This window comes from Providencia sp. PROV272, assembly GCF_049901975.1.
GTDB lineage: Bacteria > Pseudomonadota > Gammaproteobacteria > Enterobacterales > Enterobacteriaceae > Providencia > Providencia stuartii.
Genome location: NZ_CP096293.1, coordinates 37,532 through 53,252 on the forward strand (window position 1 = coordinate 37,532; position 15,721 = coordinate 53,252).

The window sequence follows — 15,721 nt, forward strand, 5'->3', positions numbered from 1 at the left end:
TGAGGTGCTCCAGTGGCTTCTGTTTCTATCAGCTGTCCCTCCTGTTCAGCTACTGACGGGGTGGTGCGTAACGGCAAAAGCACCGCCGGACATCAGCGCTATCTCTGCTCTCACTGCCGTAAAACATGGCAACTGCAGTTCACTTACACCGCTTCTCAACCCGGTACGCACCAGAAAATCATTGATATGGCCATGAATGGCGTTGGATGCCGGGCAACCGCCCGCATTATGGGCGTTGGCCTCAACACGATTTTCCGCCATTTAAAAAACTCAGGCCGCAGTCGGTAACCTCGCGCATACAGCCGGGCAGTGACGTCATCGTCTGCGCGGAAATGGACGAACAGTGGGGATACGTCGGGGCTAAATCGCGCCAGCGCTGGCTGTTTTACGCGTATGACAGGCTCCGGAAGACGGTTGTTGCGCACGTATTCGGTGAACGCACTATGGCGACGCTGGGGCGTCTTATGAGCCTGCTGTCACCCTTTGACGTGGTGATATGGATGACGGATGGCTGGCCGCTGTATGAATCCCGCCTGAAGGGAAAGCTGCACGTAATCAGCAAGCGATATACGCAGCGAATTGAGCGGCATAACCTGAATCTGAGGCAGCACCTGGCACGGCTGGGACGGAAGTCGCTGTCGTTCTCAAAATCGGTGGAGCTGCATGACAAAGTCATCGGGCATTATCTGAACATAAAACACTATCAATAAGTTGGAGTCATTACCCCCCGGACGAGTGGGAATCCATGGTAGGGATTTTTACCGAAATGGAAGAACACTATTAGGGGGCACCTCAGAAAACGGAAAATAAAGCACGCTAAGGCATAGCTGACCTTGCCAGGCCTGCTTCGCCCTGTAGTGACGCGATCAACGGGCAGGAAACATTCCCCTTTCGTGCATGGCAGGCGCACACGAGTTCAGACAGCACGGTTTCCATGCGCGCCAAGTCGGCCATCTTCTCGCGCACGTCCTTGAGCTTGTGTTCGGCCAGGCTGCTGGCCTCCTCGCAGTGGGTGCCATCGTCGAGCCGCAACAGCTCGGCAATCTCGTCCAGACTGAACCCCAGCCGCTGTGCCGATTTCACGAATTTCACCCGAACCACGTCCGCCTCCCCATAGCGGCGGATGCTGCCGTAAGGCTTGTCCGGTTCCCGCAACAGGCCCTTGCGCTGATAGAAGCGGATTGTCTCCACGTTGACCCCGGCCGCCTTGGCAAAAACGCCAATGGTCAGGTTTTCCAAATTATTTTCCATATCGCTTGACTCCGTACATGAGTACGGAAGTAAGGTTACGCTATCCAATCCAAATTCAAAAGGGCCAACGTATGTCTGAACCACAAAACGGGCGCGGTGCGCTCTTCGCCGGCGGGCTGGCCGCCATTCTTGCATCGACCTGCTGCCTGGGGCCGCTAGTACTGGTCGCCCTGGGCTTCTCCGGTGCTTGGATCGGCAACCTGACGGTGCTGGAACCCTATCGACCGTTGTTCATCGGCGCGGCGCTAGTGGCGCTGTTCTTCGCCTGGAAGCGGATTTACCGGCCCGTGCAGGCATGCAAGCCAGGTGAGGTCTGCGCGATTCCGCAGGTGCGCGCCACCTACAAGCTGATTTTCTGGATCGTGGCCGTGCTGGTCCTGGTCGCGCTTGGATTTCCCTATGTCGTTCCATTTTTCTATTAACCAGGAGTTCATCATGAAGAAACTGTTTGCCTCCCTTGCCCTCGCCGCCGCTGTTGCCCCGGTGTGGGCCGCTACCCAGACCGTCACGCTAGCGGTTCCCGGCATGACTTGCGCCGCCTGCCCGATCACAGTCAAGAAAGCGCTCTCCAAGGTCGAAGGCGTGAGCAAGGTCGATGTGGGCTTCGAGAAGCGCGAGGCCGTCGTCACTTTTGACGACACCAAGGCCAGCGTACAGAAGCTGACCAAGGCCACCGCAGACGCCGGCTATCCGTCCAGCGTCAAGCAGTGAGCCAGCAAGCCAACGACAACAGCGAGAGCCGCTTCATGGGACTGATGACACGCATTGCCGATAAAACCGGCGCGCTCGGCAGCGTCGTTTCCGCGATGGGCTGCGCCGCCTGCTTTCCAGCCCTCGCCAGCTTCGGCGCGGCCATCGGGCTGGGCTTCTTGAGCCAGTACGAGGGACTGTTCATCAGCCGCCTGCTGCCGCTGTTTGCCGCGCTGGCCTTCCTGGCGAACGCGCTGGGTTGGTTCAGTCATCGGCAATGGCTGCGCAGTCTGCTCGGCATGATCGGCCCGGCCATCGTGTTTGCGGCCACGGTCTGGCTGCTCGGCAACTGGTGGACGGCGAACCTGATGTACGTCGGCCTGGCCTTGATGATTGGGGTGTCGATCTGGGACTTCGTGTCGCCGGCGCATCGCCGTTGCGGACCGGACGGCTGCGAACTCCCCGCCAAGCGCTTGTGAAAGACGGCTGACCGTGCGACACGGCGGCCCACACGAATAAGGAACGATGGTATGAGCACTCTCAAAATCACCGGCATGACTTGCGACTCGTGCGCAGTGCATGTCAAGGACGCCCTGGAGAAAGTGCCCGGCGTGCAATCAGCGGATGTCTCCTACGCCAAGGGCAGCGCCAAGCTCGCCATTGAGGTCGGCACGTCACCCGACGCGCTGACGGCCGCTGTAGCTGGACTCGGTTATCGGGCCACGCTGGCCGATGCCCCTCAGTTTCGACGCCGGGCGGATTGCTCGACAAGATGCGCGATCTGCTGGGCAGAAACGACAAGACGGGTAGCAGCGGCGCATTGCATATCGCCGTCATCGGCAGCGGCGGGGCCGCGATGGCAGCGGCGCTGAAGGCCGTCGAGCAAGGCGCACGTGTCACGCTGATCGAGCGCGGCACCATCGGCGGCACCTGCGTCAATGTCGGTTGTGTGCCGTCCAAGATCATGATCCGCGCCGCCCATATCGCCCATCTGCGCCGGGAAAGCCCGTTCGATGGCGGCATCGCCGCTACCACGCCGACCATCCAGCGCACGGCGCTGCTGGCCCAGCAGCAGGCCCGCGTCGATGAACTGCGCCACGCCAAGTACGAAGGCATCTTGGAGGGCAATCCGGCGATCACTGTGCTGCACGGCTCCGCCCGCTTTAAGGACAATCGCAACCTGATCGTGCAACTCAACGACGGCGGCGAGCGCGTGGTGGCATTCGACCGCTGCCTGATCGCCACCGGCGCGAGCCCGGCCGTGCCGCCGATTCCCGGCCTGAAAGACACTCCGTACTGGACTTCCACTGAAGCGCTGGTCAGCGAGACGATTCCTAAGCGCCTGGCCGTGATTGGCTCATCAGTGGTGGCGCTGGAGCTGGCGCAGGCGTTCGCCCGACTCGGAGCGAAGGTGACGATCCTGGCTCGCAGCACGCTGTTCTTCCGCGAAGACCCAGCTATAGGCGAAGCCGTCACGGCCGCATTCCGCATGGAGGGCATCGAGGTGAGGGAACACACCCAGGCCAGCCAGGTCGCGTATATCAATGGTGAAGGGGACGGCGAATTCGTGCTCACCACGGCGCACGGCGAACTGCGCGCCGACAAGCTGCTGGTCGCCACCGGCCGCGCGCCCAACACACGCAAGCTGGCACTGGATGCGACGGGCGTCACGCTCACCCCGCAAGGCGCTATCGTCATCGACCCCGGCATGCGTACAAGCGTGGAACACATCTACGCCGCAGGCGACTGCACCGACCAGCCGCAGTTCGTCTATGTGGCGGCAGCGGCCGGCACTCGCGCCGCGATCAACATGACCGGCGGTGACGCGGCCCTGAACCTGACCGCGATGCCGGCCGTGGTGTTCACCGACCCGCAAGTGGCGACCGTAGGCTACAGCGAGGCGGAAGCGCACCATGACGGCATCAAAACTGATAGTCGCACGCTAACGCTGGACAACGTGCCGCGCGCGCTCGCCAACTTCGACACGCGCGGCTTCATCAAACTGGTGGTTGAAGAAGGCAGCGGACGACTGATCGGCGTGCAGGCAGTGGCCCCGGAAGCGGGCGAACTGATCCAGACGGCCGCACTGGCGATTCGCAACCGGATGACGGTGCAGGAACTGGCCGACCAGTTGTTCCCCTACCTGACGATGGTCGAAGGGTTGAAGCTCGCGGCGCAGACCTTCAACAAGGATGTGAAGCAGCTTTCCTGCTGCGCCGGGTGAGGACAAGGAGGTGTGCGATGAGCGCCTACACGGTATCGCAACTGGCCCATAACGCTGGGGTGAGCGTACATATCGTGCGCGACTACCTGGTGCGCGGCTTGTTACGGCCGGTGGCCTGCACCACGGGCGGCTACGGCGTGTTCGACGATGCGGCCTTGCAACGGCTGTGCTTCGTGCGCGCGGCCTTCGAGGCGGGTATCGGCCTGGATGCCCTGGCGCGGCTGTGCCGTGCGCTCGACGCAGCGGACGGCGCACAAGCCGCAGCGCAGCTTGCCGTGCTGCGCCAGTTGGTCGAGCGGCGGCGCGCGGCGTTGGCCCATCTGGACGCGCAACTGGCCTCCATGCCAGCCGAGCGGGCGCACGAGGAGGCATTGCCGTGAACGCCCCTGACAAACTGCCGCCCGAGACGCGCCAACCCGTTTCCGGCTACCTGTGGGGTGCGCTGGCCGTGTTGACCTGCCCCTGCCATCTGCCGATTCTCGCCGCCGTGCTGGCCGGGACGACCGCCGGTGCCTTCCTTGGCGAGCATTGGGGTGTTGCCGCGCTCGCGCTGACCGGCTTGTTCGTTCTGGCCGTAACGCGGCTGCTGCGCGCCTTCCGGGGCGGATCATGACGAGTTCGCAGCCCGCCGGATGGACGGCGGCCGAGTTGGCGCAGGCGGCGGCGCGCGGACAGCTTGACCTGCATTACCAGCCGCTGGTCGATCTGCGCGATCACCGGATCGCTGGCGCGGAAGCGTTGATGCGCTGGCGGCATCCGAGGCTTGGCCTGTTGCCGCCCGGCCAGTTCCTGCCGCTGGCCGAGTCGTTCGGCCTGATGCCGGAAATAGGCGCGTGGGTGCTGGGCGAGGCCTGTCGCCAGATGCACAAGTGGCAAGGACCGGCATGGCAACCGTTCCGTCTTGCCATCAATGTGTCCGCCAGCCAGGTTGGGCCAACGTTCGACGACGAGGTAAAGCGGGTGCTGGCCGATATGGCCCTGCCCGCCGAGCTTCTGGAGATCGAACTGACCGAATCGGTCGCATTCGGCAATCCAGCCCTGTTCGCCAGTTTCGACGCCTTGCGCGCCATCGGCGTGCGCTTCGCCGCCGACGACTTCGGCACCGGCTATTCCTGCCTGCAACATCTGAAATGCTGCCCCATCACCACATTGAAAATCGACCAATCCTTTGTCGCCAGGCTCCCGGATGATGCCCGTGACCAAACTATCGTGCGGGCGGTGATCCAGCTCGCGCACGGGCTGGGCATGGATGTCATTTTCAGAAGACGACTGCACCAGTTGATTGGGCGTAATGGCTGTTGTGCAGCCAGCTCCTGACAGTTCAATATCAGAAGTGATCTGCACCAATCTCGACTATGCTCAATACTCGTGTGCACCAAAGCGAGGTGAGCATGGCGACGGACACCCCACGGATTCCAGAACAAGGCGTGGCCACTCTGCCTGATGAGGCTTGGGAGCGTGCGCGCCGTCGTGCGGAGATCATCAGTCCGTTGGCGCAGTCGGAGACGGTCGGGCACGAAGCGGCCGATATGGCGGCTCAGGCGCTGGGCTTGTCTCGGCGCCAGGTATACGTTCTGATCCGGCGTGCCCGGCAAGGCAGCGGCCTCGTGACGGATCTGGTGCCCGGCCAGTCCGGTGGAGGTAAAGGTAAGGGGCGCTTGCCGGAACCGGTCGAGCGCGTCATCCACGAGCTACTGCAAAAGCGGTTCCTGACCAAGCAGAAGCGCAGCCTAGCGGCCTTTCACCGCGAAGTCACTCAGGTGTGCAAGGCTCAAAAACTGCGAGTGCCGGCGCGCAATACCGTGGCCTTACGGATCGCTAGCCTTGACCCGCGCAAGGTCATCCGCCGGCGGGAAGGCCAGGATGCCGCTCGTGACCTACAAGGTGTGGGCGGCGAGCCTCCTGCCGTGACCGCGCCGCTGGAGCAGGTGCAGATAGACCATACGGTCATCGACCTGATCGTGGTCGATGACCGCGACCGGCAACCTATTGGCCGCCCGTACCTGACCCTCGCCATCGACGTGTTCACCCGCTGCGTGCTCGGCATGGTCGTCACGCTGGAAGCGCCGTCTGCCGTTTCGGTTGGCCTGTGCCTCGTGCATGTCGCCTGCGACAAGCGCCCTTGGCTGGAAGGACTGAACGTGGAAATGGATTGGCAGATGAGCGGCAAGCCCTTGCTGCTCTACCTAGACAACGCGGCCGAGTTCAAGAGCGAGGCCCTGCGCCGGGGTTGCGAGCAGCATGGCATCCGGCTGGACTATCGCCCGCTGGGACAGCCGCACTATGGCGGCATCGTGGAACGGATCATCGGCACGGCGATGCAGATGATTCACGACGAACTGCCGGGAACGACCTTCTCCAACCCTGACCAGCGCGGCGACTACGATTCCGAAAACAAGGCCGCCCTGACGCTGCGCGAGCTAGAGCGCTGGCTCACATTGGCGGTCGGCACCTACCACGGTTCGGTGCACAACGGCCTGCTCCAACCGCCGGCCGCGCGCTGGGCCGAGGCCGTGGCGCGTGTCGGCGTACCGGCCGTCGTCACACGCGCTACTTCGTTCCTGGTCGATTTTCTGCCGATCCTCCGGCGCACGCTGACCCGCACCGGCTTTGTCATCGACCACATCCACTACTACGCCGATGGGCACTGTTGCAAATAGTCGGTGGTGATAAACTTATCATCCCCTTTTGCTGATGGAGCTGCACATGAACCCATTCAAAGGCCGGCATTTTCAGCGTGACATCATTCTGTGGGCCGTACGCTGGTACTGCAAATACGGCATCAGTTACCGTGAGCTGCAGGAGATGCTGGCTGAACGCGGAGTGAATGTCGATCACTCCACGATTTACCGCTGGGTTCAGCGTTATGCGCCTGAAATGGAAAAACGGCTGCGCTGGTACTGGCGTAACCCTTCCGATCTTTGCCCGTGGCACATGGATGAAACCTACGTGAAGGTCAATGGCCGCTGGGCGTATCTGTACCGGGCCGTCGACAGCCGGGGCCGCACTGTCGATTTTTATCTCTCCTCCCGTCGTAACAGCAAAGCTGCATACCGGTTTCTGGGTAAAATCCTCAACAACGTGAAGAAGTGGCAGATCCCGCGATTCATCAACACGGATAAAGCGCCCGCCTATGGTCGCGCGCTTGCTCTGCTCAAACGCGAAGGCCGGTGCCCGTCTGACGTTGAACACCGACAGATTAAGTACCGGAACAACGTGATTGAATGCGATCATGGCAAACTGAAACGGATAATCGGCGCCACGCTGGGATTTAAATCCATGAAGACGGCTTACGCCACCATCAAAGGTATTGAGGTGATGCGTGCACTACGCAAAGGCCAGGCCTCAGCATTTTATTATGGTGATCCCCTGGGCGAAATGCGCCTGGTAAGCAGAGTTTTTGAAATGTAAGGCCTTTGAATAAGACAAAAGGCTGCCTCATCGCTAACTTTGCAACAGTGCCGTCTAGCTTGAGGTGAACGATGAATCAGAAACGTAAATATAAAACCTACTCTAAAGAATTCAAAGAAGAAGCGGTATCTCTAGTCAATGATCAGGGTTACAGCGTTAGTGAAGCAGCTGAAGCGGTCGGGGTAAACCCCAACCAGATTTATAATTGGAAGAATCAACAAGAAGAGCAAGTTAAAGGCACCCTGCTGAACGACAACGAACGTACCGAACTGATAAAGCTCCGTGCTGAAAATAAGCGTTTAAAGATGGAGAAAGACATCTTAAAAAAGGCATCGGCCTTCTTCGCCAGGGAAATGAAATAAGTTTTAAGTTTGTTCATTCCAAGGTGCAAGAAGGCTACTCAGTAAGTCTGTGTTGCAAAGCTTTAGGCTTTAGTCGTTCAGGCTATTATGCTTGGGAAAAGCGCCCAGCACAGCTTATTACTAAAGATACGCTGATGTTATACCGTGAAGCTAAGCGACTATTTAAAGAAAGTCGTTACAGCTTAGGAAGCCGTGAGTTGATGAAAGCTTTACGTAAACAAGGTTATTTTATAGGCCGTTATAAAACACGCACAATCATGCGTAAGCTAGGTTTGGTGGTACGCCAGCGCGTGGCTTACAAGGTAACGACCAAGCGTGACGAGCGCCATTTAGCGGCACCTAACCTGATTAATATGAACTTTAATCCAGCTCAACCTAATCAAGTATGGGCAGGCGATATTACCTATTTAAGAACTGGGCAAGGTTGGATGTATTTAAGCGTTGTTATGGACTTGTATTCTCGCCGAATCATCGGCTGGTCTATTAACAAACGCATGACAAGCAACCTTGTTTTGCAGTCGGTTAAGCAAGCTTATTGGCTTACAGGGCACCCAAAAGGTGTTATCTTCCACAGCGACCGTGGCTCACAGTACACCAGTAAGAAGTTAAAAAATGCGTTGACTAAGCTAGGTATAAAACAGTCGATGGGTGATGTTGGCGCTTGTTGGGACAATGCCGTTGTTGAACGCTTTTTTGGTAGCTTAAAACACGACTGGATACTTAAAGCTCAACACCCAACTTACGAATCTATGGCAGCCGATGTTGCTGCATATATGAAATATTACAACCTAAAAAGGCTTCATACATCTAATGGTGATATGACCCCAGTTGAGTATGAAAATTATCAATTAAAAGTGTCCACTTGGGCTTGACCAGTACACACCTCAACAGTGAGCAAATCAAAAAACTGTGTCTGCAATGCGAAACGGCGGCACAACTCGTAAATGCCAAAGCCCCAATTCGAATAGATTGCAGACAAAATTCGGAGGGCCATTACTACTTGTTTGATTTGAATATGAAGCCCAATATGACCGGTACCTCTCGTCTCCATCGTGCAGATCAGGACAGTCTGACTGCTCTTGCAGCAAGAAAAATAGGATGGAGTTTCGACGATTTAATCCTAAATATGCTGTATCAACGTTGGAAAAAATAACCATGCATTGCTCTCCACCAATCCCGAAAATTTTGTAGACATGGAAGATAGGGGAGAGGGATGATTCAAAAAAAGGACTGACCATTGTTTATGATCAGCCCCAGCCTTCGTCAAATTATCTGATTAACTTCTTTTTTACTCCACACCCAACTGTGCTTTTGCTCCTTTTATATGAACTTCGTCTTGGGTTTCTACTGCAAAGAAGCCATACGCCAAAGGAGCAGCAGCAGCCCGTTCGAGGGTTTGCTCAAAAAGTGTATCCCATATTTTTCCTCCTTGCTTTTCGTATTCGGCAATAAGTACTTTAAGGCTTTCTTCTCCGAAAATAGCCGCATGACCGGAAAAGTCTTGTGCAATATCGCTGACCTGTGCAGTAGACCAGTCGATTATTCCGGAAACGTTTCCTACTTTTGAGGTAAGTACATGGCCGGCATACAAGTCGCCATGAATAAACCTTGTAAAGTCCGGCCAAAGGGAATCGTTGTCCAACCATTTTCGGTAACGGTTTTCCAGTGCTGTACTGATTCCAAGTTCAGACTTTACGAGTTGCAAACGATCTTGTATTTCCGTTCTCAAGTTTTCAGGTTTTACAACCTTCAATTCGTTTGCGATAACTTCCTGCTCCGGAATACGGTGCAACTCCACCAAAATTCGGGCAAGCGACGGTGTATACAGCGGACTATCCTGTTCCATATTCCAGGTAACCTCGTATGTTTGTGCATCAAACGTTAAAGCAGGATTCCCATCTAACAACGGATACGCAATCAGTTCAGGAGTCGCAATTTTCCAATCCGGTACCTGTACCGAAAGATACTTCTGTACCAATTTCAAAATACGTTTTTCGGTTTCAATCTGTGTACCCAAATCGCTGCGCCTTGGGAGCCTCAGTAACCAAGATTTCCCAAGTGTATCCGTAGCAAAACCGACTTTAAAATCGATTCCCATTTCGTTGAATTTCATTTCATCCGTCAGAAGTAATCCGTGTGTTTCTGCCAGTTTTTGAATATCTTTAATTTTCATTTTTATTCCATTACAATTTTTTAATTATAAGGTCGGGACTTCTTCCGCCCCAACACTTTTCTGTTTTCCAAGTTGCATTAACGATGGAGTGAGGAAAGAGACAATCCCTATCAAGATGACCAAAACCCCACAAATCAAAAATGCATTGGTAACACCAACTTGTTCGGCAATCAAGCCTGTAAACAGCAAACCAATTACACTAGGCAAGACTGCCAAACTGAAGTAAAGAGAAAATACTCTTCCCAGCATGTTGGAGTTAATCGTTGTCTGCAACACAGTAGTAAAACTTGCTGAGAATACCGCCAATGCAATACCTCCCAAAGCTGTGGCAATCACTAACCCGATAAACCACTCCGAGGGCATACCACCGGAAAGTATAAAAGAAAATCCGGTTATTAAATGCATCGTATTTATTAAAATGATCTTAGAAGTAGTAACTTTAAAAGCTCCTAAAATCATTCCACCAATCAGCATTCCTACTCCCCAGGCAATTTCGACGATACTCATTTCCCATTTACCACCATTATAATATTCGATGGTTAGTAATGGGAACATAATGGCAATCGGCATAATAAAAAAAGTGGCTACCATTGCATAAAGAAATAAGTAGCTTAACCCTTTATTTTTCAATACAACATTGCACCCATCTTTCAATTCGGTGATTACTGTTCGAACAGAAGTTTTTACTTCCGTTTTCAGATGAGGGATCGTCACAAATAAAAGCGAAGTAATGGCGACTGCTGCACCAATAATATCGAGGTAGAGTACTTTGGAGATTGACAAATAGGTGATCGCCAGCGTTCCGACAGCGGGTCCGGCAATACTGCTCACCGACTGCAAAACCTGGTTAATTCCTGATACACGAAGCAGCTCGCTTTCCGGCACTATAAGCGGTGTTACGGCTTGCAAGGAAGGTCCATGAAAGGCATTGCCAACCGATCGTAAGCCCAGCATAAGGTATATCCAAGAAAGGTTGATCGTTTCGTTTCTCAATAAAAAGACCATGACCAAAGCACACAATGCCAGAAAAGCATCCGATACAATCATTACTTTCTTCCGGTTCCAACGGTCGATAAATACCCCTGCAAAAGGTCCTATCAGTGCTTGAGGAAGCATCCCTGCAATACCGGCATAGGCCAATACTTCCGGCGATCGATGTTCCAGACTCAACCAAATAATTATTGCAAAATGTACGGCATAGCTCGTAAGCATTGATATGAATTGCCCCGACCATATCAGCAAATAGGTCTGCAACCATTTATTATTTTTCATAAAATTCATTCGTAAAAATTATACAACTAAACAGGAAGTACAATACTGAGCTTGTCTTCCGAAGAAAAGGAAACGGAGGTTTCCCTAATTAGTATATCCAAGGTTTGGCCATCGCTGTTGTATTTTTGAATTAGACCAGAACAGTTTAATTCTATTTCTATTTGTTTTATTTCATCTCTTATATCTCTTTCGATTCCTAATTTTTTTTCTACTTTTTTTACTTCCTTTTCTAATAATTCTTCCATTATTTTTGATACGTTAAATATAGCCCCTTTTTTTCTTGCTGTTTCTCTAGCTCTTTGTAATCTTCTGTTTAAATTTTCGGAAATTTTAACGTTTAAAGATACCTTTTTTTCTACCTTTTTTAGCCCCATTTTTTTAATTACCTCAGTTAATTAAACGACCGTTTTTCTTACTTTATTTTGTTGCGTATATAAGTCAATTTTTATCGTGTATTTAGGTTAAAATACTCAGTAAAGGAATCAAAGGAAAGAACTTTTCTTGCTGGTTGAGTTGTTTTACTTTGACCAGGCTATTTTAAGGAGATCAAAGGGCACTGTTGCAAATAGTCGGTGGTGATAAACTTATCATCCCCTTTTGCTGATGGAGCTGCACATGAACCCATTCAAAGGCCGGCATTTTCAGCGTGACATCATTCTGTGGGCCGTACGCTGGTACTGCAAATACGGCATCAGTTACCGTGAGCTGCAGGAGATGCTGGCTGAACGCGGAGTGAATGTCGATCACTCCACGATTTACCGCTGGGTTCAGCGTTATGCGCCTGAAATGGAAAAACGGCTGCGCTGGTACTGGCGTAACCCTTCCGATCTTTGCCCGTGGCACATGGATGAAACCTACGTGAAGGTCAATGGCCGCTGGGCGTATCTGTACCGGGCCGTCGACAGCCGGGGCCGCACTGTCGATTTTTATCTCTCCTCCCGTCGTAACAGCAAAGCTGCATACCGGTTTCTGGGTAAAATCCTCAACAACGTGAAGAAGTGGCAGATCCCGCGATTCATCAACACGGATAAAGCGCCCGCCTATGGTCGCGCGCTTGCTCTGCTCAAACGCGAAGGCCGGTGCCCGTCTGACGTTGAACACCGACAGATTAAGTACCGGAACAACGTGATTGAATGCGATCATGGCAAACTGAAACGGATAATCGGCGCCACGCTGGGATTTAAATCCATGAAGACGGCTTACGCCACCATCAAAGGTATTGAGGTGATGCGTGCACTACGCAAAGGCCAGGCCTCAGCATTTTATTATGGTGATCCCCTGGGCGAAATGCGCCTGGTAAGCAGAGTTTTTGAAATGTAAGGCCTTTGAATAAGACAAAAGGCTGCCTCATCGCTAACTTTGCAACAGTGCCTAAAATAAGCCTTATATCCAAGCATAAAACAAGGTTGTCTAGACTTCTTTTAACAGTAAAGTTATCATAAAACTGAATTTTATTTTTTAGGTAAGTTTATGCATTCTATCCGCATTCGTTAAGACACAACTATTTGCATAGTGACACTATTTTATAATGGTGGGCTTTTGTTGTGTCTTTAAGAATATATGCGGATATATAAAGTAAAAGTATGCTTAATTTATAAGTATGCTTTTAGTGCATAGTTTCCAGTTATAACTTAATTGACTAGCTATTTGTCCACCCTGTGGATGAATAGCTTTTTTTTTGGGAGGACACTGTGATGCTAGCTTTTGTTTTCACCTAAATCCTGTTTGCTGCATAAAAAATTTCAAGAGCTAAACAGGAGTAAATAAAAATGAGTTTAATTATTAAAGCGAGAAACATACGCTTGGATTATGCTGGGCGTGATGTTTTGGATATTGATGAATTGGAAATTCACTCTTATGACCGTATTGGTCTTGTGGGTGATAACGGAGCAGGAAAGAGTAGTTTACTCAAAGTACTTAATGGCGAAATTGTTTTAGCCGAAGCGACATTACAGCGTTTTGGTGATTTTGCACATATCAGCCAACTGGGCGGAATCGAAATAGAAACGGTCGAAGACCGGGCAATGTTATCTCGCCTTGGTGTTTCCAATGTACAAAACGACACAATGAGTGGCGGAGAGGAAACTCGTGCAAAAATTGCTGCCGCATTTTCCCAACAAGTACATGGCATTCTAGCGGATGAACCAACCAGCCACCTTGATCTCAATGGAATAGATCTACTTATTGGTCAACTTAAAGCATTTGATGGAGCATTACTTGTTATCAGTCATGACCGATATTTTCTTGATATGGTTGTAGACAAGATATGGGAGTTAAAAGACGGTAAAATTACGGAATATTGGGGTGGTTACTCGGATTACTTGCGTCAAAAAGAAGAAGAGCGACAACACCAAGCCGTAGAATATGAGCTGATGATGAAGGAACGGGAGCGATTAGAATCTGCTGTGCAAGAAAAACGCCAGCAAGCTAATCGATTAGACAATAAGAAAAAAGGAGAAAAATCCAAAAACTCTACCGAAAGTGCTGGACGACTTGGGCATGCAAAAATGACTGGCACCAAGCAAAGAAAACTGTATCAGGCAGCTAAGAGTATGGAAAAGCGTTTGGCTGCATTAGAAGATATTCAAGCACCAGAGCATTTGCGTTCTATTCGTTTTCGTCAAAGTTCAGCCCTAGAACTGCACAATAAGTTCCCGATTACGGCAGATGGTCTGAGCTTAAAATTTGGTAGCCGTACTATCTTTGATGACGCTAACTTTATAATACCGCTTGGCGCTAAAGTCGCTATAACTGGATCGAATGGAACAGGGAAAACGTCCTTGTTAAAAATGATATCAGAACGTGCTGATGGATTAACCATATCTCCAAAAGCTGAAATTGGCTACTTTACACAAACAGGATATAAATTTAACACGCATAAATCTGTGCTCTCCTTTATGCAGGAAGAGTGCGAGTACACAGTTGCGGAAATTCGTGCAGTATTGGCTTCAATGGGGATCGGAGCGAATGATATTCAAAAAAACTTATCCGACTTATCGGGAGGTGAAATCATCAAACTGCTTTTATCCAAAATGCTTTTAGGAAAATATAATATTTTGCTTATGGATGAACCAGGAAACTATCTTGACCTAAAAAGTATTGCCGCATTAGAAACAATGATGAAGTCCTATGCAGGAACTATTATCTTCGTATCTCATGACAAGCAATTGGTCGATAATATTGCTGACATTATCTACGAGATCAAAGACCACAAAATCATCAAGACTTTTGAGAGAGATTGTTAATGATAGCCAATCTAATCCGAACATTAATTATTGAACTCTTTAAAGGAAATTAAAAATGACAATTCAAGATATTCAATCACTTGCTGAAGCACACGGCTTGTTGCTTACGGACAAAATGAATTTCAATGAAATGGGCATTGATTTTAAGGTCGTTTTTGCTCTTGATACAAAGGGGCAACAATGGTTGCTGCGTATTCCTCGTCGTGATGGCATGAGGGAACAAATCAAGAAAGAAAAACGCATTTTAGAATTGGTAAAAAAACATCTTTCTGTAGAGGTTCCTGATTGGAGAATTTCATCTACAGAATTAGTGGCTTATCCCATACTTAAAGATAATCCTGTTTTAAATTTGGATGCTGAAACCTATGAAATAATTTGGAATATGGACAAAGATAGCCCGAAATACATAACATCTTTGGCAAAAACCTTATTTGAAATCCATAGTATTCCTGAAAAAGAAGTTCGGGAAAATGATTTGAAAATTATGAAACCTTCAGATTTAAGACCTGAAATAGCAAACAATTTGCAGTTAGTAAAATCTGAAATTGGTATAAGTGAGCAATTGGAAACCCGCTACAGAAAATGGTTGGATAATGATGTTCTATGGGCAGATTTCACCCAATTTATACATGGCGATTTATATGCTGGGCATGTACTAGCTTCAAAGGATGGAGCTGTTTCAGGCGTTATTGATTGGTCAACAGCCCATATAGATGACCCAGCGATTGATTTTGCTGGGCATGTAACTTTGTTTGGAGAAGAAAGCCTCAAAACTCTAATCATCGAGTATGAAAAACTAGGGGGTAAAGTTTGGAATAAACTATATGAACAGACTTTAGAAAGAGCAGCGGCCTCTCCTTTGATGTATGGTTTATTTGCCTTAGAAACTCAAAATGAAAGCCTTATCGTTGGAGCAAAAGCTCAGTTGGGAGTTATATAATTTAAAAATATGATTGCTGAGAACTGCCTTGTTTTGAAACTTGGTTGGCTTTAATTAGTTTTTAGTATTCTTTATAGAAAATGCCTCGATCAAGGGGCATTTCTAACAATCATTTAACATAAAATTTCTTATGTGAAGTAACCTGAATGCAGC

The 15,721-nt window shown here is 50.8% G+C and carries 17 protein-coding genes and 2 pseudogenes; 15 read left to right on the forward strand and 4 right to left on the reverse strand.

Annotated elements, in window-relative coordinates; all coding sequences use genetic code 11:
- Positions 1–12 precede the first annotated feature (12 nt).
- Positions 13–710 (forward strand): IS1-like element IS1B family transposase gene (locus tag M1E93_RS20135; protein ID WP_095033700.1). Its coding sequence is split into 2 segments (ribosomal slippage): positions 13–262 and positions 262–710, totalling 699 coding nucleotides; the frame shifts between segments, so codons are not numbered across the junction.
- Positions 711–816: 106 nt separating this feature from the next.
- On the opposite strand, the gene merR is transcribed toward M1E93_RS20135, so the two are convergent.
- The gene (gene merR / locus M1E93_RS20140) at positions 817–1,251 is read right to left on the reverse strand and encodes an Hg(II)-responsive transcriptional regulator (RefSeq protein WP_000429836.1); all 435 of its coding nucleotides are present in this window, start codon (positions 1,249–1,251) and stop codon (positions 817–819) included.
- Positions 1,252–1,322: 71 nt separating this feature from the next.
- Between merR and M1E93_RS20145 the strand changes: the two genes are divergently transcribed.
- From M1E93_RS20145 to M1E93_RS20195, 11 genes and pseudogenes are all read left to right on the forward strand, one after another.
- Entirely contained in the window at positions 1,323–1,673 is a 351-nt protein-coding gene (locus M1E93_RS20145) for a mercuric transport protein MerT (RefSeq protein ID WP_001294663.1), read from the forward strand.
- A gap of 13 nt (positions 1,674–1,686) precedes the next feature.
- Entirely contained in the window at positions 1,687–1,962 is a 276-nt protein-coding gene (gene merP / locus M1E93_RS20150) for a mercury resistance system periplasmic binding protein MerP (protein WP_000732292.1), read from the forward strand.
- Between the two features lie 35 nt (positions 1,963–1,997).
- The gene (gene merC / locus M1E93_RS20155; RefSeq protein ID WP_001340589.1) at positions 1,998–2,420 is read left to right on the forward strand and encodes an organomercurial transporter MerC; all 423 of its coding nucleotides are present in this window, start codon (positions 1,998–2,000) and stop codon (positions 2,418–2,420) included.
- A 51-nt stretch (positions 2,421–2,471) separates the two neighbouring features.
- Positions 2,472–4,165: pseudogene (merA, locus tag M1E93_RS20160) on the forward strand (mercury(II) reductase).
- 17 nt (positions 4,166–4,182) lie between these two features.
- Positions 4,183–4,545 carry a mercury resistance co-regulator MerD gene (gene merD, locus M1E93_RS20165; RefSeq protein WP_001277456.1) on the forward strand — a complete coding sequence of 121 codons (363 nt, stop codon included), beginning with the start codon at positions 4,183–4,185 and terminating at the stop codon, positions 4,543–4,545.
- Positions 4,542–4,778: a broad-spectrum mercury transporter MerE gene (gene merE, locus M1E93_RS20170; RefSeq protein ID WP_000993386.1), complete on the forward strand. Its 237-nt coding sequence runs from the start codon at positions 4,542–4,544 to the stop codon at positions 4,776–4,778. Before merD ends, merE begins: the two co-directional genes overlap by 4 nt.
- A 35-nt stretch (positions 4,779–4,813) precedes the next feature.
- Complete coding sequence (locus M1E93_RS20175; RefSeq protein ID WP_001300294.1) at positions 4,814–5,482, forward strand: EAL domain-containing protein; 669 nt, start codon at positions 4,814–4,816, stop codon at positions 5,480–5,482.
- Positions 5,483–5,556: 74 nt separating this feature from the next.
- Positions 5,557–6,807: pseudogene (locus tag M1E93_RS20180) on the forward strand (transposase); the annotation flags it as partial.
- A 64-nt stretch (positions 6,808–6,871) separates the two neighbouring features.
- The gene (locus tag M1E93_RS20185; RefSeq protein ID WP_001067855.1) at positions 6,872–7,576 is read left to right on the forward strand and encodes an IS6-like element IS26 family transposase; all 705 of its coding nucleotides are present in this window, start codon (positions 6,872–6,874) and stop codon (positions 7,574–7,576) included.
- Between the two features lie 71 nt (positions 7,577–7,647).
- Positions 7,648–8,810, forward strand: a protein-coding gene (locus M1E93_RS20190; RefSeq protein ID WP_172693555.1) for an IS3 family transposase whose coding sequence is annotated in 2 segments (ribosomal slippage) — positions 7,648–7,912 and positions 7,912–8,810 — 1,164 coding nt in all. Because the reading frame shifts where the segments join, the coding sequence is not laid out codon by codon here.
- Positions 8,811–8,965: 155 nt separating this feature from the next.
- Complete coding sequence (locus M1E93_RS20195) at positions 8,966–9,091, forward strand: hypothetical protein (RefSeq protein WP_317634172.1); 126 nt, start codon at positions 8,966–8,968, stop codon at positions 9,089–9,091.
- A 135-nt stretch (positions 9,092–9,226) separates the two neighbouring features.
- Here the strand turns inward: M1E93_RS20195 and mph are convergent, their stop codons facing one another.
- From mph to M1E93_RS20210, 3 genes are read right to left on the reverse strand one after another with little or no spacing between them, the layout of a single operon-like run.
- Positions 9,227–10,111 (reverse strand): Mph(E)/Mph(G) family macrolide 2'-phosphotransferase, encoded by an 885-nt coding sequence (gene mph, locus M1E93_RS20200; protein ID WP_172693554.1) that lies wholly within the window; start codon positions 10,109–10,111, stop codon positions 9,227–9,229.
- A gap of 24 nt (positions 10,112–10,135) precedes the next feature.
- The gene (locus M1E93_RS20205) at positions 10,136–11,383 is read right to left on the reverse strand and encodes an MFS transporter (protein WP_172693565.1); all 1,248 of its coding nucleotides are present in this window, start codon (positions 11,381–11,383) and stop codon (positions 10,136–10,138) included.
- Between the two features lie 26 nt (positions 11,384–11,409).
- A complete protein-coding gene (locus M1E93_RS20210; protein ID WP_217085053.1) occupies positions 11,410–11,757 on the reverse strand; it encodes a hypothetical protein in 348 nt (115 codons plus the stop codon).
- A 241-nt stretch (positions 11,758–11,998) separates the two neighbouring features.
- Between M1E93_RS20210 and M1E93_RS20215 the strand changes: the two genes are divergently transcribed.
- The 3 genes from M1E93_RS20215 (at position 11,999) to M1E93_RS20225 (ending at position 15,568) form a co-directional block, all read left to right on the forward strand.
- Positions 11,999–12,703, forward strand: a complete 705-nt coding sequence (locus M1E93_RS20215) for an IS6-like element IS26 family transposase (protein ID WP_001067855.1) — start codon at positions 11,999–12,001, stop codon at positions 12,701–12,703.
- A gap of 449 nt (positions 12,704–13,152) precedes the next feature.
- The gene (msr(E), locus tag M1E93_RS20220) at positions 13,153–14,628 is read left to right on the forward strand and encodes an ABC-F type ribosomal protection protein Msr(E) (RefSeq protein ID WP_000052512.1); all 1,476 of its coding nucleotides are present in this window, start codon (positions 13,153–13,155) and stop codon (positions 14,626–14,628) included.
- Between the two features lie 55 nt (positions 14,629–14,683).
- Positions 14,684–15,568: an Mph(E) family macrolide 2'-phosphotransferase gene (locus M1E93_RS20225; protein WP_000155092.1), complete on the forward strand. Its 885-nt coding sequence runs from the start codon at positions 14,684–14,686 to the stop codon at positions 15,566–15,568.
- Positions 15,569–15,721 lie beyond the last annotated feature (153 nt).